This window comes from Polaromonas sp. UC242_47 (assembly GCF_044452385.1).
Lineage (GTDB): Bacteria > Pseudomonadota > Gammaproteobacteria > Burkholderiales > Burkholderiaceae_C > Polaromonas.
In genome coordinates this window covers 19,750-38,454 of the sequence record NZ_JBIOAO010000004.1, presented here as the reverse complement: position 1 = coordinate 38,454, position 18,705 = coordinate 19,750, and the positions used below count along the sequence as shown (strand labels likewise).

The following is an 18,705-nucleotide window of genomic DNA, read 5'->3' as shown; positions in this document are numbered from 1 at the left end:
GGGGGGTGATGTTTGAATTGATCCAAAAACAAACGGGCAAAAAAACGCCGGAAAACGGCATGGAATCAAGGGTTTACGGGCTTTTGGCCTGCTGAAACGAAAACGTTTGTTTTGATCCAGTCAGTGACAAAAATCGGCGCGCAAAAGCTGATTAATTGCCCGAAAAATAACAACAAGCTGAGCAATTGAAGTCTGGAAATTGCCAGAACTTCCCGGCTGACCTAAAATTTAATCAAGCCGGTGGACTGGAAAGCACCATGCCCCACGCAGCCTTTGCGTGATTATGAGGAACTTGCGACCCTCCCGGCCCCTTTCATAGCTTCCCGACCAGCAGCTTGTACTGGCCGGACTTCAACAAGTCGCCGCGCGGCGACGATCCCAAACTGACCACCGATGCCGCCAGCCCGGCCTTGGTCTTTACGTTCGGACGCAGGACGATCTTTGCCACGCTGTCGCCCAGAACCCCCGCCCAATTCGTTGCTTGCCCGAACGGCACAACCACCAGCGTGCCGTTTTTAGTGTCCCAAAGCACCGCCCGATAGTTCCTGACATTCTCGGGAAGCGCGTCGATCCAGTCGGCTGGCCAGAGAGTTGCGCGCCCTTAGCGGCCTTGTGGGCGCCAGTTAAATGGACCGTTTTGCTGTCCAAGACTGCGACGGCGGTTGTCTCCAATGCCAGCGTAGGCACATGCTCGGAGAGCGCGGCCAGCGTGCGGCTGTCCAGAAAACCCACGATCTGTGCGTTTCCGCGTGCGACCTTGTCGGTTTTAATGACGTTTCGAAAGGCTTTGAAATCGTCATTTAAGACCTTTTGATAGGCCGGTGAAATGGTTTTATCGACCATCGGCCCCTGCAAGTAGCGCGGCAACGCGGCCAGCTTTTGGCCTAGCGCCAGCTCGGGGCTTAACCAGCTCTGGCCGACGTTGTGATCCCAGCCAGGGTCGATGCCGACCGGCACCTGGTCTTTTATCTCGCCGTCCTGACTGACAACAGTGCGAGTTTTCAGATTGAAGGGTGCGCTGGGCTTTGTCCCCAATGCCTTCAGGTCGTCCTCGCTGTAGGCGCGGATCGTGCACCGGCAGCGCCAGCCGTTGGGCGGGTAGTGTGTTTGCCAGAAGGCATCGCCGATGGGGAAAACTAGCCCATTCCATGCCGCGTGTTGTGGCCTGACGCGAGAATCGCCAGCCGTCCGGTATTCAAGGTATGGCCTGCTGCCACTGTTGGCCAGCAGTTGCTCCCAACGCCCGGCCATATGGGAGCTGCGCATGTTGGTGTCAAAAATGACCGAGGTACGCCAGCCGCGCTTGCCTTTGTACGTCCATCCGTGGTTCTGCACAGCGGCGTCAAAGTCCTTGCGGAATTGGGTAATCGTGGAGCCCTTTTCGAGGGCGCCGACCAGCGATTTTTGAATGTCGGCGACCAGATCGGTGTTCGTCGCCCCCGCGATGGCAAAGACTTTGCCATGCACCGGCCCGGCCAGGTCATCCCATGCCGTTGTACTCTCGGGCAGCTTGCCTTTAAGGTTATCGATGGCCCCCCTTGAATTGGACGCCAAACTCGCGAGCGGCGACCTGATCAGGCATGCGGCCCTTCGCAGATATCGCCAGCCTTGACTACGCGCAAGGCCAGATCGTGCGCAAGGCGATGCTCAACGCTTGCGCCTTTGGACGTCTCCCAGCCGGGCAGAAGCGCGACGCAATCACAGGTGGCCAATTGCGCGATGGCCATCCGCATGTATCCGGCCCACGACTTGCAAGGCGGCACGGGGTTGTCGGCTGGGTTTTCTACGTGATAGCCCAGCGCACGCAGGCGCCCGGCCTCTGCGTTAAATGCCGGATAGTTGAATTCCGGCAACCCGGTCATCGGGCCAGCAATGTAGATGCGTTTCATGGTGCATTCGTGGCCACGCCACGCAGAAAGGAATAGGTCATAGCCTGGTCAAGCACCTCGCGCAGGCCCTGATCGTCCATCTGGCCGACCACGTCCTGCAGCGCGGCGCTGAACTCAGCCAGCGTCTTGCCGTCGCGTTCGAACTGGGCCAGCATGTTCGCAATCGGCTCAATCATTTGGTCGGCAATGACCTGATCGGCGGCGTCGATTGCCAGTTGCTGCGCCTGGTCGTCCGTCATGCCCGCTTCCCTGGCGAAGCTGAAGCCGGGAACCTTCGAAAAGTTAACCGCCTTCAGGTCTGGCTTGCCGGTGGGCTGTGGAGGCTTTACCTCGGGCCTGGCATCGGGCAAAAGCGCATCGCTGTCGTCCTCGGCTTCTGGAATGCCCAGTTCGATCAGCATGGCCTTGCGCGATGGCTTGGCGCCGGCCTTGCGTGCCACGTCGTAAGTCTCTGCGCGGTCTTTGCCGGCATCTTCCTGCTTGAAAAACTCCAGGGTCGGCGGTGCAATACCTTCACCGAAGTTGAACAGCGTGATCCAGCGAAAAATCTGGCTCATGCTGGACGCCGCGATGTCGCGGTCGGAGTCATGCACGCTGTTTTGTCGGACCTGGGCGGTGTCGGCTGCGGCGCGTGAGCCGACTTCCATCTGCTCGCCGATCATGGCCTGGCTGGTCAGGGCCTTGCTCATTTCCCGGTTGGCCAGGCTGATTAGGGCCTGCTGTGGTGCCGCACCAGAGCCGCCCTGCGGCACCAGCAACTCGATGCCCGTTCCCTCCTGCACCACCAGGTAGCCGGATTCGACCATGCTGGCCAGAGCATCGGCGAGCTGATCCTGTTCCTTTTCTCCCGTCCCGACTGGGTATCGGCCGACAGGCCAAGGCAGGCCGTGGCGCTCGCAGTACTTGACGAAATAGCGCCAGCCACCAGTTTTGAAGGTCCACGGCCAAAAGCAACTGGACAGCAGCGCCATGCCGTATGGGTTGTCCGTGGTGGCCATGTGCCGCGAAATGGCGAACTGGTAGGGCTCGACGGGCGCACCCATGGGCGCGGCCCGGCTGACCAGCAGCGGGTTGGCGGATGAGTCGAAATGAATGCGGCGGCCTGGGAGATCGGCGACTTCGCTGGGCACCAGCTTCCCGGCGGCGTTAATGTTCCAGACCAGCTCGTGGGCCTTGTAGCCGGTCAAGATGCAGGAGCACATCTGCCACATCACCTCCATCCAGTCGGCCACCTTGTTAGGCGGGCCGCTCTGCATCCAGCTCTGGCACAGCTCCATCGCTGCGGCCGCCTTGGGGTCGTTTTGCGCGCCGAGTTTCAGGCGGTATTCATGCGAGCGAAAAGAACCACGAATGGAGCGAATCTCGCCGATTACATGGCTGTCCGCCATGATGGAACGGTAGACAACATCGGTCTTGCCCATGGCCCGCAAGATCGGGTCAGGATTAGGCAGCATGGCCAGGGAGGAAAGAAAGCGCTCAGGGTCGGTTTCGGCGGTGGCAAGCGGTTTGCCCAGCCAGCCTTTGACGCCTTGGATCAGGCCACGGAGGGTACTCATTTTTTATTTCCTTTTCGGGGGCCGGTTTTGATTCGGGGAATGCCGCCAGCGCGTGCGACGCATATCTTCCAGAGCATTTCCAGCGCGTCTGGGCCATCGTCGTGGTCGGCCTCGGGCCAATGCTTCAGCTGGGTGTTTAAGACCGTGTGCGCCTGGCTGAAGCGGATCAGTCCGTTAAAGACGTGCGGGCTGAGCGACTCAATCCGCAGGTCCTTGTCGGTGTGCGGGATCACCGGCATGGCTGGCACCGGGACGCCCATGATTGCGGACTGCTTGACCAGCTCCTGCCGCATGAACTCCTGAAACTGGACGGCCTCGAAGGCCCACACCAGGCACCCGTACTCACGCTGAAATTCGATGACGTGGCTGATCTGCAGGCTAGGAGTGCGGCGGGCCACTTTGGCTTCGATCACATCGAGAATTCCATGATTGCGGTCGAACCCTCCCACCAGCGTTGCGGACGGGTCTCGCTTATTGGTGTTTTTCTTGCCCAGGCTGGGATCGTGCGACCCGTAAAAAATCCAATCGCGAGACGGCTGCACCCAGTACTGCATCGTTGAAAAGAACGACGCCTCTTCATTGCTCGGGTCGTTCTGATACTCGCAATCGAAGGTGTGGTGGTCGCCCGCCCGAATCTGCATAAGCCGCAGCAGCGGGCGCATGGTCGGCCAGCTAACAATCGCACCGCGCTCCATGTCGGCCTTGTTTTCCCGGTAGAAGGCGTCCGCTTCGGTTTCCCGCTCTTCATCGTCCGGGTCTGCCTCGTCCGGCACCTCCTGATTGATGAACAGCTCCTCCCACTTCTGCCACAGGTCCATGCGGTCGGGCCAGCGAATGACAGCCTTGAACTTCTTGCGCGTGCGCCACTGGGGATTGCTGTGAAAGCGGTTTGCGGCCGAGTCATAGTGCAGGATCGTGTTCAGGTAGAACACATCCAGCGAGCCGTCGGGCGGGCCGAGCGGCAGCACGACCTTCTTAACCCACTTTTCGACCTTATCGCGCTGCTCCTTGCTGCGCACGTTCTCGTCATTCTCGATATCGTCCAGCCAGACGAAGTCGGGGCGATGGGGGCCGTGGCGTAGGCCGCGCATCCGCGTGCCCGAGCCGAACGCCTGAATCTTGGCTTCGTTTTTGGTGAGGATAACGCCGGCATTCCACACGCGGCCGGCGCCGCAGGCTTCGGGGAAGTCCATCGCCAAACGCGGGTTGCTGTCCAGCTCGACCTTGACGGCCTCCAGCATGGTCGCGGCCTGGCCCAATGAGTCCATGACAATGGGAATGAACTTCTTGCGACCGGTGACCACCAGCCAGATCGTTCCGAGCTGCGTGCCCAGCGTAGACTTCGCCTCGCCACGCGGCGCCGACAAGTTGACCAGTTGGCCGGTGGCCTTGTCCACCAGGATCGGCAGGTATTTGTAAAGCCACGCCTGAAAGATCGATGATTCGCTTTTGACGTAGTGCGGGAAGTACGTGCGGCAGAAGAACTCATAGTCATACTGCGCCCTGGTGCGCCGCATGTCCCGCGCCGAATAGTCCGTGGCAAAGCCCTCGCACTCGGCCTCGATCATCACGCGCTGCTGCTCGGCAAAGCCCGCCAGTTCAGCGAGAAAATCTTTGTCCTTTAGCTTTTGCTGCTTGGCCATCGCTTAATTCCCTGAGCCAAATTCGGCGACGAACTCCGGCCCCGCGGCCTCGGCCAATTCGATAAATTGCTTCTGCAGCTTGGGCGCATTCTTGCCGATGAAAACGGTCATGAACTTCAGCACGTCCATGGCCACGGCCAGGCGGTTGCCATTGGGCATGGCGCGGGACGCGGCGCCGATGGCCTTGTTGAAGCCGTCCATCAGCTTTACCAGAATGTCGGCGCGCTTGTCAGCGGGCATTTTTGGGTCGGCTTTAATGGCTTCGATGGTGGCCAGGAACTGTTCGGACAGGCCGCCCAGCACCTCATTGGCCATTTCCTCCATGCCGCCCTTGCTCATGCGGCGGGCGTTCTTGGCCAAGTCCCAATCGTCGCCTTCGTCAGCGGCCGTGCGCTTCCAGTTTCGGGCGGTGTTGTACGACACCCCGCACAGCTCGGCGGCGCCGGTCAGAGGCATGCCCTGCAGGTATTTGCCGCGCACCTTGCCGCGTGTGGTTTTGTCGTGAGCCATCTGCTTACCTGTTCGCCATCTTGATGGCTTCGATAGCAGCCGCCACTACAGCGCCTGCGAGGGCACCGCCGCTTGCTACGCGCATGGCTGTGCCGCGTTCGTTCTTTTCGATCACGCCCACACGAGCTTCCACACCAGTCAGGCGGCCCTCAATAGCGTGCCGAAAGTCGTTGATGCGCTGGTGTGTCGAATCATGGTTCGATTGGATGACTTGCATCATCAGTTTGAGCTGCCCCTGCACCTCTCCCATCTGCTGCAGCAATTGCTGGTTTGGATCACTCATAAACCGCGTCCTTTGGATTTTTCAAAAGTTGACTGGCAATGGATGCAGCGAATCGCTCCCGGCACTGCCTTGCGCCGGTCACAGGGGATGGGTTTGCTGCAGGACGCGCAATCGATCTGGCCTTCACCTTCCAGTTGGGCCTGAGCGTGTCGCACTTGGGTGTCGCGCTGGGATTGCTCCAGCGCTGACGCCTGTTCCAAATACTTTTCATCCACCGTTGCGCACCTCGATGGCAACAGGTCCGGCAGCGGCAACCACCTCGCACGGAGCGGGGATGCCGGGCAAACCTGCCGGATTCCAGCCAGCAAGGCGATACACCGCCGCCGACAGCGCCGAGCAGACCTTGCGGCCGTCGTCAGCGTCCGGCGCTTTCCAGCCCAGCTTCAACCTGGCCGCGATGCGCAGCAGGTCAATGAAGTCGTAATTGATCGGCGTGCCCAGAATGTTGAAGGCTTCGATAAAGACATATTCCGGGTCAGCCACCGGGCAGCGGATCACGTCAAAATCGGTGTCGCCCAACTGGCTCATGGGCACGATGCCAGCGACGATGCGTGTTTCAATCATCATCAGCCGGTCGCACATCCACAGCGCCACCGCGGTGTGCGTATAGGGCGACTTGGTGAACCACCGCACCAGGGCTGGAAAGCCGCCGTGCGTGGTGCGCAGAGCGATCAGATCGCCAGTCTTGATGTGGCTGCGCGCTTCAACGTAGTTCATTCGTTGTGCGCCACTGGTTGCATTGCTCACGATTGACCTCCAGAAAGTCCAGCAGATTGCACATCTGCGTTGCGAGCTGGTGGTACGCCTTGGCCACCAGACGGTGATTCGCCTCCAGATCGGGCACCTTGCCCGTTGCCGCCTGTGGCAGCGGGGCCGGTGCCTGTGTCAAGTTCGCGGGCGGCGCCACCTTGATCGGCTGTATCGACGCGTCCGGCGTTGGCTGAGTTCCACCGGCGCAGCCGAGCGTCAGGCAGCACGCAACTATCAACAGAGTCAGCAGCTTCATGGCTTGAATCCTTCGTAAGTTGTTCAAAAAACTGATCGACGGCAGCGCGGCCTTTTTCCTGCGCGTTGCCAGAGGCGTCGGCACGCTTGAGGTCGCCCTTTGTTTTGGCGTTGGCCTTGGACTGCTGCTTTTTGTCGGACTTGGTGTGTGCCTCTTCGCATTCCTGCTTGCCCACCTTTTTGCCGTGTTCGTACAGCGCCACTTCTGCGCGGCCGATAGCAGCCAGACAGGCGATGACAGCTATAGCGATGCACCACTTCACCCAGGTCTTCATGAGCAGCTCCCCGCACCCCAGCCCGCATACAGCGGCTCATATCGCCGCAGGATGACTTCGGGGTAATGCTGGTTCTCGCGCTGACTGGCAGGGGTCACGCCGGGGTTGATCGTGCAAGTGGCGTCAAGGCACCGCCCCGGCTCCTTTGAGAGCCTCTGGCGCTTGTAAACCCAGCCCAGGCCGCCGTTGTAGGCACTCAGGGTGAAGGCCATGCGCTCGCAGTCGTCCACCGCCTTGATGCGGTCGGCCAGCCATCGGTCATAGGTGACGAGTGCGCGCAGTGCCCAGGTGGGGTTTGTCGGCGCCCGGTCGCCCAGGCTGACATACAGGCCGCCGATCCAGTTGCTGGTTGCGGGCATGAACTGCGCCAGGCCTACCGCACCCACCGGGGACCGCGCATCCTCGCGCCAGCGGCTCTCCTGATGGACTTGTGCGGCAAAGGTGGCCACAGGGGCATTAAGGCCCCAGACGCGCTGTGCCTCGCGCTTGAGCGTGGCCTGATGACGCTGGGCGTCCCTTGGGATGCCTTGAGCACAAGCCACGGACATGAACGCGCAAAGCATCAGTAGCGCCAGGCCTATGTGGAACCACAGGGCCATGCGGGCGGCCAGCTTCATGCGGGGCTTGGCCACTTATGCCCCCAACCCGACAGTGATCAGGCAAGCCGCGACGATTACGGCGCGGCGAAGCTCGGCCAGGTCGAAGGCGCGGGCGCAATCTCGGTCAGAAAAGACGGCGGTTACCGCGCTTTCCCAGCAGGCCTGGCGGTCCGCGCCCAGCACTTCATAAGTCGGCAACGGCTTACCGTCAAAGGTCTTGCCTCCACCAGTTCGGCAATAGGCTGCATACGCCATGCGGGCGGCCGCGTCAGCGTCGAGCAGTTCGGCCAGCTCATGCGGCCGGGCGTGGGGAAAGAGCGCCCGGTCGAGCCAATAGCCGCCCCAGCCGCCGAGTGAGAGCAAGTGCGCTTTGTAGAGCGTGACAGCGACCAAGTTGCCCGGCGCCTCGGCTTGCAGCAGAAGCGCCAGACCCATCAGCACAATGGTCAGCACCAGCCAGACCAGCATGCGCGGAAGTTTGAGAAACATGATTGACTCCAGACGTTAAAGAGGGCTCTTCGATGAGAGCCCTCAGTGTCTGGAATCAGCGCGCTTTAATCTTGGTGAAGCATTTCACCAGAGGGGCTACTTGTCTGGCGCTTGTGCTTTCAACTCTTCAATTAAATCAAACAGTCGTTGCTTGGCGTAACGCATCCCGTCAGGGGGCGAGCCCACAGCGCCGTGGTATTCAATTGCCCATTTCAGGGAGTTCATTTGGGTGCCGCAATGCATTTCCAATTTCCCAAATGTGCGCAGCAATGCATTGCCGGCCTTCTTGGTCAGATATGGATGAAAGTCATTTATCGCGGGGCGCACGCTTTTCAGCAACGGCTCGACCAAATAATGCAAGCCACCGGCTGTCCAGTGCTGGTCTATCGGCGGGAGATTTTCCTTCGCTCGATTCAGGGCAATCCTGAAAGTGGCAGCAGCCGCCGCCCGCCGACCCACCGCCGCTTGGTTCAAGCCAATGCGGTAAGAGAGTAGCGCCGTGATCGGCAAACTCAGCAGGCTCAGAATCCAAAGCTCACCCTGCGAGAACATGACCCCTAATATTTCCATGGTCGGATCACGAGTTCACCTTAAGGCGGTACGCACGATGCCTTGCCGCTCATCGACCCACAGTCCATACCGCTGCTTACCTTGGTACTCAGCGTAAGGCTCTAGCTTGCCTGTCATGGCGTCTTGCAGCGCCAGAGCTGCAATCATGTTCGGGCTGGGCCGTAGGCGATCAACATTCACTGTTTTGCGTAGTCCATCAATATCCATGGCGCTAATCACCTTGATGATCTCGCAGGGTGCGGCGCACTCATAAGCCGTCAAAATACTGGTCTGCCTCGCGTGTATCTGATGCTTGCCGTCGCGCTGGCCGGCATAGCTGAACATCACAATTTCTGCACTGGCCTTTCCTGCTTTTCGCTGGTCATCAGTGAGCAGCACGGTGTAACCATAGTCCACGCCCTCCTTCAAGTCGTAATTGTGTTCACGAACAACTGCGGCAGATTGCAACGAAGTGGGCGGCTGTTGAGCCTGGTTTTTTGGGCCAAGGACAAATAGGTAATACAACAGCAAACCGACGGCCGCACCAATGGCCGCCGTAATGATTTTTTTCGTGATTGGTTGCAGCGATTGCCCGCTTTGAATGTTATCTGCCATGGCTATTTCCCTTAAAAATTACCACTCATGAGTTGAGGCCACAACGCGGCCAAGGATAGATACATCCGTCGTCTTGCTCAGATCGATGTCATATGGTCGGTAAGACTGGTTCTCGCTGCTCACTCGCAGAATGCCGTCGGGCAGCAACTGCGCGTATTTCACCAGCAGTTCGTCGCCCTGTCGCAGCACATAGGCGAACCCGCTTTTTGGAGTGGTCTGCGACATGTCGATCAGCACCTGGTCGCCGTCTGACAGCTTGCCAGTCATGGAATCTCCAGACACGTCGATCACCCGGAGCTGAGAAGCCTGCAGGCCTCTTTTGTTTAACCAGCTCTTGCGAAAGCAAAGCCCATATATTTCAGCGCCTTCACCGTTGACCGCGCCAGGGCCAGCGCTGGCCGCAACGTCATGCCGGGGAATCACCACGAAGTCGTCGTTTGCTGCAGCCTTGGACCGCCTGCCTGTGATCACGTAGGCGGTATCAACGCCCAGGCTGTCCGCCAGGGAGAAGTACTCGCCGTCTGGCGATCGTTCTCCAACCTCGTAATTGAACTGAGACGTTTTGCTTACGCCGCATTTCGTCCCGAACTCTTTTTGCGCAAGACCTAGCCGCTCGCGCTCTTCCCTCAGGCGTTCACCTATTCCCACGTTTGTTGACCCTGTTTGTTCTTGTGGTTCGTTCACGGTTAATTCACGGTGAATCAAAAACGAGAGTATCGCACCCACAAAACGGTCTGCATAGCCCCCGCAAGTACTTCATTCCGGTTACTAGATCACATCGATTCAACAAAAAGGCACCAAATCACTTGTGTTACCCGTTTTGTTGAACTATGATCAACAACAGTTCAATAACAGCTAATCCACTGTCAACAAAAAGGGCTATATGGAAATGAAGAAACAGAAAATGTCCACAAACGCGAACGTTCCCACGATCCGCGCAAAGACGCCGCAAGAGGCCAAGCAACTGCTGCAGGCCAAGGGTGTGACCCTCAAGCAGTTCGCCGCCAAGCACGACTTCGACTACCGCACCGTCTCCGAGGTGGTGCGCGGCGTGAATAAGGGCCTTTACGGCGAAGGCCACAAAGTGGCCGTGGCTTTCGGCCTCAAGAAGGCGGCGTGATCATGGCAAAAAAACCATCCACAGCCGTCACCGAAGCAAATCCCCGGACTGTCCGGGCTTTTGATTTCAGCCCCGCAGACGCCGAAGCCGCCCAGCAAATGGGCATCGTCGTCGGTGGCCCGGCCGCTGACCGCATCACGCGGGCGGTTGTCTCGTACAACATGGCCGCACGCCTTGCTGTTGAATCCGGTTATTTGTTGCTGTCGGTCAAGGGCGAGCTGGAGCACGGTGACTTCACCGCAGCCCTTGAAGAAACGGGTCTTTCAAGCCAGCGCGCATCAGAGTTGATGCGCATGGCCAAGTTCGCCACCAGCCTGCCAGATGCCCAGCGGGCTGACATGCTCAGCATGCCGAAATCCAAGGTGTTAATGCTGGCCAGCGCTGACCCGGCTGTCATTGAAGACCTTTTGAGCGACGAAGAAGCCGGCGATCTTGATGCCCTGAGCGTGCGTGAGCTACGCCAGCGCATCAGCGACCTGAAGGCTCAGGCCACCGACCTGTCGGTGCAGGTGGAAACGGCCGAGGCTGAGCGAGACGGTGCCCTGAAAAAGCTCAAGAAGCGCAACCAGCGCGACGAAGACGACCAAGGCGTGCCGCTGGTGATCGCCGACATTCGCGCCGAAATGGCCAGCCTTGTCAAAAAGGCAGAACTGGCAGTGACGTCCATGTACCCGGTGGGCGTCGAAGCCGTGACCTTGAGCGGCCACGCCGAGGCCAGCGAGTGGGTCAAGCCGACCCTGCGCCTTGGCCTGTCCGGTCTGATGGCTGTTCGCGAGCTGATCGACGGCTCCATCAAGAGCTACGTCGAGGCGATGGGCGAACAGGCCGAACGCCTTGCCAGCAAGCCCGACGCGCTGGCCTTTCTTGACGAATCTGAGATCAAGGGTGTCGCCGAAGACTGGACGCAGCTGACCGCATTGCACAGCCACGAAGAGGCGCTGCGCAAGCACGAACGCGACCAGGCCAAGCCCAAGGGCAAGGGCCGCCCCGCTAAGGCACCAGAGGCACCAGGGAGCAAAAAATGAGCAAGTCCAGGCCTAAGCAAATTGTCGTTGACTACGCCCGCGAGAACTGCACCCCCGAGTTTGTCGAGGGCTGCGCGCGGCGCGGTGTCGAGGTCGTTTACCGAACGCCCATCCACAAGAGCAAGGAAGAACGTGCCATGCGCGCCGCCCAGGCTCTATCCCGCCAGGCCAAGGCCTGAGGCCCGGCTGTTCCACCCCACCCCCAATAGGTGAAACACATGGGCTCAGTTCAGGCATTGACCAAACAAATCCGACACATGAGTGACCTCCCTGCGGCGCTGAACCCGGACGACCACTGGGCCTGCGCAAACGAAGATCAGAAGCGCGTGGCCGGATTCCTCGAATCGCTGCTCAAGCCGCTGGACGAGCTGGTGGACGGTGGCGCGAGCATCAACAACGTCGCAGCCCTGTTCGTCAGCCAGTCAGCGGCGGGCAAGCTCGACAGCCGCATGCGCCACCTGATGACGCTGGTGGGCTGGGAGACCGTCTCCGTGCCCACGATCAAGCGCGCCCTGTCTGCCTACCGCAAGGAAGGCGTGACCGGGTTGCTGCCGAAATACAAAGGCCGGGTCCGTCAGGACTACGGCTGGGAAGTGCGCGCCGTCGCGCTCTACAACCTGCCGGGCAAGCCGGGCTACGCCGACGTGGCTTTCAAGCTGATTCAAGAAGGCTTTGAAGACGTGACCGAGAGCCGCGTAGCGCGCTACCTCAAAGCCATGCCTGCCACCCTTGGCAAGTTCAGCCCGGCCCGCATTGGCCCGCACCTGCACAAGCTCCGGCGCCAGAAATTTCAGCGGCGCAGCCTGGAGGAAGTGCTGGTCGGCGAGATATACGCAGGCGACGGCCACACCGTTGACTGCTATGTCGGCCACCCCAACACGGGCAAGCCTTACCGCCCCGAGCTGACGGCCTTCATCGACATCAAGAGCGGCTACATCGCTGGCCTGTGGTTCACAGAAAGCGAAAGCGGCGTGTCCACCCTGTTTGCATTGAGCCAGGCCCTGCGCATGCACGATCACGTCCCTGCATGGGTGTACGTTGACCGGGGCGCGGGCTACCGCTCCAAGATGCTCAGCGACGAGGTCACCGGCTTTTACAGCCGGTTCGACATCGGCATGATCAGCGCGCTGCCGGGCAATCCGCACGGCAAGGGCTGGATTGAGCGCTGGTTCCGCACCTGTCGCGACAAGCACGACAAGTTCTTTGCCGGTGGCCAGGTGTACTGCGGCGACGACATGGCGCCGGAGACCAATCGCCGACTGAGCGCTGATCTCAACAAAAAAGACCCGACGCGCAAGCTGCCCAGCCTTGCCGAATACGTCACCAGCTTCATGCAGTTTCTGGAGGGCTATCACAACGCCCCGCAGGACAAGCTCGGTGGTCGTACCCCGGCACAGGTCTGGGCAGGCCTCAAGCCGGTCAGCGTCGAGCTGAGCATGGACAGCGTCGTCAGGCCGCGTGAAGAGGTCAGCGTCGGGCGCCAGAGCATTCGCCTGCACAACCGCTTTTACTTCGCCGAGGCCCTCGCCCTGTTCGACGGCAAGAAGCTGCAGGCCGAGTACGACCTGTTTGACGACAGCCGCGTCTGGCTGTTCGATGAGAAGGGCCGCTTCGTCATGGAAGCCTTGCTGGCCAACACCATCGGCGTCTTGCCCACCAGCCGTCTTGAGGAAGGCCGCGACCGCCGCGCTGCGGGCCAGCTCAAGCGCCTCGAACGCAAGGTCGAGGAGGTACGCCAGCGCCGTGCAGACCCCATCACAGCCGAGACACAGGTGGCCGCCATCGAGTCCCTGCGCCCCGCGCTCCCTACCGCTGCCCCTGTGCAGTCGGCCGAAGTTTTCGAGATCGATTTACTCACTTGGAGGAAAGACAAATGACCACCCCCGCAAATGTCCAGCCGTCCCTTCCTGCCATGGGCAAGAAGGTCACCAGCGCCTATACGCCAGAAGACACCGCCAAGGCCGCAGCCATCAACAAGTGGCTGGAGGATCACAAACAGTCGAAGGCTTGGCTCTGCAAAAAGTCGAGCATCCCCAACGGCACGCTGAGCCAGGTGTTGTCTGGCAAGTACGCCACCAGCCCCACACGCCAGCTCAACACCATGCAGGCCGTGCTGGCCACAGAGACCGAGCGACTGGACGACGGCACGCCCGGCTACGTCAAAGGCAGCGTGCACAAGCTGCTGTCGGTGGTGTGCGACCGCACCCGCAAGCACCAGAACTTCGGTGTCATCACGGGCTACGTCGGCGTCGGCAAGAGCCGGTTCCTGAAGGAATACGCGGCCACCAGCCATTTGACGCTGCTGATCGAAGTCAGCCCAAACATGACGCCCGGCGTCCTGATGACCGAGCTTCTCATGCAGTTGAACAACGCCATCCCGAACGGCCTTGACCGCAAGTTCCGCGAGCTGGTGCGAGTCCTCAAGGAAACCAACTACCTGATCATTGCCGACGAAGCCGAGAACATGAGCGCCAGCGCGCTGCAGCACCTGCGCCGCATCCGCGACATGGCCATGATCGGTGTGGTGCTGGCCGGCACGGAAAAGCTCACCGGCCTGATCAAGCCCGAGCATGGCCAGTTCGACCAGGTGCGCAGCCGCGTCGGCATGTGGCCCGAGACGATCAAGGCGATCAGCCGCGACGACGCCGACGACATGGCCCGTGCAGCGCTCGGCATGGAAGACCTGAGCGACGAAGTGCTGGCCACGCTGTGGGAATACTCCCAAGGCAGCGCCCGCGTGTTGAACGAGAACCTGGTGCCCGCCATCAAGGACTACGGGATGGGCACCGTGCCGCTCAGCGCCAAGCTGATCGAGACCATCGCCGCCAAGGTGCTGTTCATGACCAAGAAACGCGCCGAGGGGGTGAAGTGATGGCGGCCCACCGTCCCAACTGGATCGAGCGCCGTGCGAGCCGTTTGGTGGCCGGGTTCGGCATCGACCGCACCACGGCCCTGATCGAGGCGGAGCAGGATTGGCAGAGCCTGCACGGCACCGCTCCCCGCAACTGCTGTGACCAGAAATGCCTGGATGGCGGGCGCTGCGCGTCATTCGCTCCCGGCGTGGTGGAAGGCCCCTACCGGCGCTCAATGGGCCGCAGGGCAGCTACCCAAGCCCGAGATGCCTTCGAGAGTGCGATGGGCGGCTTGCTGCTGTTTTGGGACTACCTGAAGGGGCCACGTCCATGACCAGCACAGCCCGTCACATCGACCAATCCGCCCGCATGGTCTGGCTGAGCCTGCGCCGTGCGGCCAGGCCCATGACCGTCAACGAGCTGGTCATGCACTGGAAGCCGGTTTTCGACGCCGTCCAAATGGAAGACTGCCTCAACCGGCTGACCGCTACTGGCCACGCCTCGGCTGTGCCTTCCCGCCTGCGCGCCGCGTGGCAGGTGACCGAGGCCAACCCATCGCTGCCGGGCTATGGCGACGCCAGCAACCGCGAATGGTGCCGCACAGGGGCTACCGCATGAGCACCGCCAACCTGATCAACACCTGCGGCGTCTGCGGCGCCGAGGAAAGCCTGGACGGCCTGCTGCTGCGCATGATTGATGACGACCAGGTGCGCCACCTGATCGCAGCCGTGGTCACTGACAGCCTGCCGCTGGGCGGCATGGTCGTGCGCTATCTGCGTCTGCACAAGCCACCCAAGCAAAAGCTGCGTATCGGCGTGGTTGGCAGGCTGCTCGCCGAGCTGGTGCCTGACATACAGCGCAACAGCATCGAGCGTACTGGCCGCACCTGGCTGGTCAACGGCGACAGCTGGAAGGCCGCATTTCAGGCCGTCTTTGACGCCCATGACAAGGGCACGCTGAGCGTGCCGCTGCAGGGCAATGGCTACCTCTACCAGGTGCTGATGCGCCTGGCCGACAAGGACGAGGCCGCGCAGGAAAAGCAGGTGGACGCCACGCGCCGTGGCCGTACCAACCAGGCCGGCGCCACAAGCATTGGCGAGGTGCTGGACCGCGTAGAGACACAAGCTCCGGCACCAGCGGCAGACGACCCACAGCCACCGGCACCGCCACGCGCCAAGGTGGAGAGCCACCTGGTGCGCCAGATGAAAGCCGAGCTGGCCGCCAAAGGCAAGGGGCCGCAGCCATGAACCGCGTGCCTGCATTCGACGGCCTGCAGATCAGCCTGCTGGCCCTGCTGCCCAAGGACGGCACACCCGTCACCGTGACCACGCTCGCCGAGACCACCGCCGCAGAGCCCAGCGCCGTGATCGAGGCGCTGCTGGACCCGTTCATGGCGGGCAACGTGATTTTTGACGTCCGTGCTGATGCCTATTCGGCCCAGCGCGGCGGGAACGATTTACCAACTGAGAGGAAAGCATGACTACTGAGAAACTCACCAAAGACCCGGTGCCTGCAGGCTACTGGCGCGACGCCAACGATGCCCTGATCCCGATCACCAAGGTCAAGGCCATCGACAAGGACCGCGACCGCGTGGTGCGTGACCTGTGCGTCGAGGCACAGAAAGCCAGCGCCGCGCTGCTGGCCTTCAAGCTGACCGCGATGCAGTCCGTCATCGACTTTGTCAACCGCAGCCTGGCAGAGTACGACGCCAAGCTGGGCGGCAAAAAGGGCAACGTCACGCTGTTCAACTTTGACGGCAGCTTCAAGATCGTTCGCGCCATGCAGGAAAACCTTGTCTTTGACGAGCGCCTGCAGGCCGCCCAGTCGCTGATCGCCGAGTGCATCGCATCCTGGTCGAAGGGCAGCAACGACAACATCAAGGTCCTGGTCAATCAGGCCTTTCAGGTGGACCGCGCCGGGAAGATCAACACGGGCCGCGTGCTTGGCCTGCGCTCGCTGAAGATCGACGACCCCAAATGGCTCAGGGCCATGGCCGCGATCAGCGACAGCACCAAGACTGTCGGCACCAAGGCACACATCCGGTTTTATTCCCGCGACGACATGAGCGGCGAATACATCCCGATCCACCTGGACCTCGCCTCGATATGAAGTCCTTCCAGCAGCTCGCGCAAGCGGCCTATGAGGCCTACCAGGCGGAAGGGGTCAAGCAAAACGGCGGCAAGCCCTTTCCGTGGACCGACCTTGAACCGGGGCACCAGGCCTGCTGGGTCAAGGCAGTCCAAAAGGTTGTTGCAGAGGTCGCGGCAATCCAATGAATCGAATGTCTCCCTGATCACGACCGGACGGCTGGAAACCGTCAAGACGGCCTGATCTTTATGCCCCGAGGCTTCGGCCTTGGGGCCTTTTTTTAAAGCCCTGTCACATCCCGTTTTACAGGGCTTCAACAAAGGAGCGAATCCATGACTGAAACGCAGCAGGCCCCGCAAGTGCCAATGAAAAAGGCCATCCGGGTCACCATTGAAAAGGTGATCGAGATTGAGCTGATGCCATCCATGTTCGGCGGCCTCACTGAGGACGAGTACATCGTCCAGTTCAAGCGAGGGCTCTGGGACATCAACGGGATGGACGATATCTACACCTACGCCGCCCGGATGGCGGCTCACCATGACGGGGGCCTTACCCACGACGGTCTGGGCCTGCTCGCCGCGCACTACAGCACCTACCCACGGGTCCCCGACGTGAAGTTCCGCATTGTTGAGGAATCGACCGAGGACGAGATCATTGAGGGCGCTACTGACACAGCAAAGCGCCCAACCATCTGGAATGACCCCACCGGCGCCGCCGAGTCGCAAATATGGGATGAAGGACAGGGTTGCTACCGGAGCATGACCGACGCAGAGCACGCCGAAAACAACAAGCCGGAGACCACATGATCAATGTCGCCGATCTGTTCTCAGGCATGGGCGGGTTCAGCCTGGCTGCCCGTATGGCCGGGTGCCGTGTGATCTGGGCGGCCAATCACTGGCGCGAAGCGGTGGACACACACCAGGCCAACCACCCAGAGGCGGAACACGCCTGCCAAGACTTGCACCAGCAAGACTGGTCAGCCGTGCCAGATATGGACTTGTTGCTGGCGTCGTCGGCATGCCAAGGCCACACACCAGCCCGTGGAAAAGAGCGCCCACACCATGACGCCGCCCGGTCTACGGCGTGGGCCGTCATCAGCGCCATCGAAGCCAAGAAGCCGCTGGCCGCACTTGGTGAAAATGTGCCGGCCTTCTTGTCGTGGGCTTTGTACCCGGCGTGGGTGGCCGCACTCAATGCGCTGGGCTACTCGGTAGCGCCGCACCTGTCCGACGCCGCCGACCACGGCGTACCGCAGAACCGCGAACGCGTGATGCTGGCCATCACGAAGTCCAAGCATCCCATTGCGTTGAACGTGCCCATCTGCCCGCACAGGCCCGCGTCGTCCTTCATTGACTTTGACGCCGGTCGGTGGTCGCCCATCAACAAACCGGGCCGGTCGGCGAACACGCTGGCCCGTATTGCGAGCGGGCGGCGCGCCCACGGCGAGCGCTTTCTGGCACCGTACTACGGCAGCGGCTCCGGCACCACGGGCCGCAGCCTGGACAGGCCCATTGGAACCATCACAACCCGCGACCGCTGGGCCGTCATTGACGGCGACCGCATGCGGATGCTGACCAAGGACGAAAACCGCGCAGGCATGGGCTTCCCCGTTGACTACGTGCTGCCACGTAGCCACAAGCTCGCCGTCCACATGCTCGGTAATGCCGTCGCTCCATGGCAGGGCCGTGACTACATCCTCGCGCTGAAAGCTGCCCTATGAGCACAACCGACGTGATCCGCAAGCGCGAGATCGTGCTGATCCAGTTGGCCAAGGCTTTCTTTGCCAAGCGTGACGGCATGACGGACGACGACTACCGCGCTGTCATGCTGCAGCTGACCGGACAGAGCAGCTCGGCCAAGCTGGACGCTGCCGGCCGGGACAAGCTGCTGCAGCACTTCAAGGCCAAGGGATTCGTGGTGATCGCAAAGACCGGCGCGGCCAGCCGTGAGCGCGGTTTCATCCGCGAGCCGCAGGTCAAGAAGCTGCTGGCCATGTGGTACGCCCTGTCCGAGGCGGGAGCGGTGGCGCGCCCGGCTTCGCACACGGCCTGCAGCGCAGCCGTCGAGGCGTGGGGCAAGGAACAACTGGCCGCCCACCGCCTCGGCCCCATGGACGCGCTGCGCTTCGCTACTGGCGAGCAACTGAATCATCTGGTCGAGGCCATGAAGCTCTGGGGTCAGCGCGTTAAAGCAAACATCTATTGACT

General features: G+C 61.1%; 28 protein-coding genes. 14 read left to right on the top strand and 14 right to left on the bottom strand.

Annotation, left to right across the window (positions count from 1 at the left end; all coding sequences use genetic code 11):
- Window positions 1–417: 417 nt before the first annotated feature.
- The 14 genes from ACHMXK_RS23720 to ACHMXK_RS23655 form a co-directional block, all read right to left on the bottom strand.
- Window positions 418–1,554: a phage minor head protein gene (locus ACHMXK_RS23720; RefSeq protein WP_397443124.1), complete on the bottom strand. Its 1,137-nt coding sequence runs from the start codon at window positions 1,552–1,554 to the stop codon at window positions 418–420.
- A gap of 20 nt (window positions 1,555–1,574) precedes the next feature.
- Entirely contained in the window at window positions 1,575–1,889 is a 315-nt protein-coding gene (locus ACHMXK_RS23715) for a DUF4406 domain-containing protein (protein ID WP_397442764.1), read from the bottom strand.
- On the bottom strand, window positions 1,886–3,445 hold the full coding sequence (locus ACHMXK_RS23710; RefSeq protein ID WP_397442762.1) for a DUF935 family protein: 1,560 nt from the start codon (window positions 3,443–3,445) through the stop codon (window positions 1,886–1,888). Before ACHMXK_RS23710 ends, ACHMXK_RS23715 begins: the two co-directional genes overlap by 4 nt.
- The gene (terL, locus tag ACHMXK_RS23705) at window positions 3,442–5,088 is read right to left on the bottom strand and encodes a phage terminase large subunit (RefSeq protein ID WP_397442761.1); all 1,647 of its coding nucleotides are present in this window, start codon (window positions 5,086–5,088) and stop codon (window positions 3,442–3,444) included. Before terL ends, ACHMXK_RS23710 begins: the two co-directional genes overlap by 4 nt.
- 3 nt (window positions 5,089–5,091) lie before the next feature.
- Window positions 5,092–5,598, bottom strand: coding sequence for a DUF1804 family protein (locus tag ACHMXK_RS23700; RefSeq protein ID WP_397442760.1), 507 nt, complete (start codon window positions 5,596–5,598; stop codon window positions 5,092–5,094).
- A gap of 4 nt (window positions 5,599–5,602) precedes the next feature.
- Entirely contained in the window at window positions 5,603–5,881 is a 279-nt protein-coding gene (locus ACHMXK_RS23695; RefSeq protein WP_397442759.1) for a hypothetical protein, read from the bottom strand.
- Window positions 5,878–6,036 (bottom strand): TraR/DksA C4-type zinc finger protein, encoded by a 159-nt coding sequence (locus ACHMXK_RS23690; protein ID WP_397443103.1) that lies wholly within the window; start codon window positions 6,034–6,036, stop codon window positions 5,878–5,880. The genes ACHMXK_RS23695 and ACHMXK_RS23690 overlap by 4 nt, the downstream gene beginning before the upstream one ends.
- Before the next feature lie 52 nt (window positions 6,037–6,088).
- On the bottom strand, window positions 6,089–6,628 hold the full coding sequence (locus ACHMXK_RS23685; protein ID WP_397442758.1) for a hypothetical protein: 540 nt from the start codon (window positions 6,626–6,628) through the stop codon (window positions 6,089–6,091).
- Window positions 6,625–7,161, bottom strand: coding sequence for a hypothetical protein (locus tag ACHMXK_RS23680; RefSeq protein ID WP_397442757.1), 537 nt, complete (start codon window positions 7,159–7,161; stop codon window positions 6,625–6,627). The genes ACHMXK_RS23685 and ACHMXK_RS23680 overlap by 4 nt, the downstream gene beginning before the upstream one ends.
- Entirely contained in the window at window positions 7,158–7,709 is a 552-nt protein-coding gene (locus tag ACHMXK_RS23675) for a transglycosylase SLT domain-containing protein (RefSeq protein WP_397443102.1), read from the bottom strand. Before ACHMXK_RS23675 ends, ACHMXK_RS23680 begins: the two co-directional genes overlap by 4 nt.
- Window positions 7,710–7,793: 84 nt before the next feature.
- Complete coding sequence (locus ACHMXK_RS23670; RefSeq protein WP_397442756.1) at window positions 7,794–8,249, bottom strand: putative holin; 456 nt, start codon at window positions 8,247–8,249, stop codon at window positions 7,794–7,796.
- A 96-nt stretch (window positions 8,250–8,345) separates the two neighbouring features.
- Window positions 8,346–8,819, bottom strand: a complete 474-nt coding sequence (locus tag ACHMXK_RS23665) for a hypothetical protein (RefSeq protein ID WP_397443123.1) — start codon at window positions 8,817–8,819, stop codon at window positions 8,346–8,348.
- 15 nt (window positions 8,820–8,834) lie between these two features.
- Window positions 8,835–9,413 carry a hypothetical protein gene (locus ACHMXK_RS23660; RefSeq protein ID WP_397442754.1) on the bottom strand — a complete coding sequence of 193 codons (579 nt, stop codon included), beginning with the start codon at window positions 9,411–9,413 and terminating at the stop codon, window positions 8,835–8,837.
- An 18-nt stretch (window positions 9,414–9,431) separates the two neighbouring features.
- Window positions 9,432–10,097: a S24 family peptidase gene (locus tag ACHMXK_RS23655; protein ID WP_397442753.1), complete on the bottom strand. Its 666-nt coding sequence runs from the start codon at window positions 10,095–10,097 to the stop codon at window positions 9,432–9,434.
- 220 nt (window positions 10,098–10,317) lie between these two features.
- On the opposite strand from ACHMXK_RS23655, the gene ACHMXK_RS23650 reads away from it, so the two are divergent.
- From ACHMXK_RS23650 to ACHMXK_RS23585, 14 genes are all read left to right on the top strand, one after another.
- On the top strand, window positions 10,318–10,533 hold the full coding sequence (locus tag ACHMXK_RS23650) for a DNA-binding protein (protein ID WP_397442751.1): 216 nt from the start codon (window positions 10,318–10,320) through the stop codon (window positions 10,531–10,533).
- A 2-nt stretch (window positions 10,534–10,535) separates the two neighbouring features.
- Entirely contained in the window at window positions 10,536–11,558 is a 1,023-nt protein-coding gene (locus tag ACHMXK_RS23645; RefSeq protein WP_397442750.1) for a hypothetical protein, read from the top strand.
- Complete coding sequence (locus ACHMXK_RS23640; RefSeq protein WP_397443122.1) at window positions 11,555–11,737, top strand: hypothetical protein; 183 nt, start codon at window positions 11,555–11,557, stop codon at window positions 11,735–11,737. The genes ACHMXK_RS23645 and ACHMXK_RS23640 overlap by 4 nt, the downstream gene beginning before the upstream one ends.
- A 78-nt stretch (window positions 11,738–11,815) precedes the next feature.
- Window positions 11,816–13,435 carry a Mu transposase C-terminal domain-containing protein gene (locus tag ACHMXK_RS23635; protein ID WP_397443074.1) on the top strand — a complete coding sequence of 540 codons (1,620 nt, stop codon included), beginning with the start codon at window positions 11,816–11,818 and terminating at the stop codon, window positions 13,433–13,435.
- Entirely contained in the window at window positions 13,432–14,430 is a 999-nt protein-coding gene (locus tag ACHMXK_RS23630) for an AAA family ATPase (RefSeq protein WP_397443121.1), read from the top strand. The genes ACHMXK_RS23635 and ACHMXK_RS23630 overlap by 4 nt, the downstream gene beginning before the upstream one ends.
- Window positions 14,430–14,744 carry a hypothetical protein gene (locus ACHMXK_RS23625; RefSeq protein WP_397443076.1) on the top strand — a complete coding sequence of 105 codons (315 nt, stop codon included), beginning with the start codon at window positions 14,430–14,432 and terminating at the stop codon, window positions 14,742–14,744. The genes ACHMXK_RS23630 and ACHMXK_RS23625 overlap by 1 nt, the downstream gene beginning before the upstream one ends.
- Complete coding sequence (locus tag ACHMXK_RS23620) at window positions 14,741–15,028, top strand: hypothetical protein (RefSeq protein ID WP_397443120.1); 288 nt, start codon at window positions 14,741–14,743, stop codon at window positions 15,026–15,028. Before ACHMXK_RS23625 ends, ACHMXK_RS23620 begins: the two co-directional genes overlap by 4 nt.
- Entirely contained in the window at window positions 15,025–15,657 is a 633-nt protein-coding gene (locus ACHMXK_RS23615) for a hypothetical protein (RefSeq protein ID WP_397443119.1), read from the top strand. Before ACHMXK_RS23620 ends, ACHMXK_RS23615 begins: the two co-directional genes overlap by 4 nt.
- Window positions 15,654–15,890 carry a hypothetical protein gene (locus ACHMXK_RS23610; protein WP_397442593.1) on the top strand — a complete coding sequence of 79 codons (237 nt, stop codon included), beginning with the start codon at window positions 15,654–15,656 and terminating at the stop codon, window positions 15,888–15,890. The genes ACHMXK_RS23615 and ACHMXK_RS23610 overlap by 4 nt, the downstream gene beginning before the upstream one ends.
- Window positions 15,887–16,519 carry a DUF3164 family protein gene (locus ACHMXK_RS23605; protein ID WP_397443118.1) on the top strand — a complete coding sequence of 211 codons (633 nt, stop codon included), beginning with the start codon at window positions 15,887–15,889 and terminating at the stop codon, window positions 16,517–16,519. The genes ACHMXK_RS23610 and ACHMXK_RS23605 overlap by 4 nt, the downstream gene beginning before the upstream one ends.
- Window positions 16,516–16,686 carry a hypothetical protein gene (locus ACHMXK_RS23600; RefSeq protein WP_397442596.1) on the top strand — a complete coding sequence of 57 codons (171 nt, stop codon included), beginning with the start codon at window positions 16,516–16,518 and terminating at the stop codon, window positions 16,684–16,686. The genes ACHMXK_RS23605 and ACHMXK_RS23600 overlap by 4 nt, the downstream gene beginning before the upstream one ends.
- Before the next feature lie 144 nt (window positions 16,687–16,830).
- Entirely contained in the window at window positions 16,831–17,304 is a 474-nt protein-coding gene (locus tag ACHMXK_RS23595) for a hypothetical protein (RefSeq protein ID WP_397442597.1), read from the top strand.
- A complete protein-coding gene (locus ACHMXK_RS23590) occupies window positions 17,301–18,218 on the top strand; it encodes a DNA cytosine methyltransferase (protein WP_397442598.1) in 918 nt (305 codons plus the stop codon). The genes ACHMXK_RS23595 and ACHMXK_RS23590 overlap by 4 nt, the downstream gene beginning before the upstream one ends.
- On the top strand, window positions 18,215–18,703 hold the full coding sequence (locus ACHMXK_RS23585; protein ID WP_397443117.1) for a regulatory protein GemA: 489 nt from the start codon (window positions 18,215–18,217) through the stop codon (window positions 18,701–18,703). Before ACHMXK_RS23590 ends, ACHMXK_RS23585 begins: the two co-directional genes overlap by 4 nt.
- Window positions 18,704–18,705 lie beyond the last annotated feature (2 nt).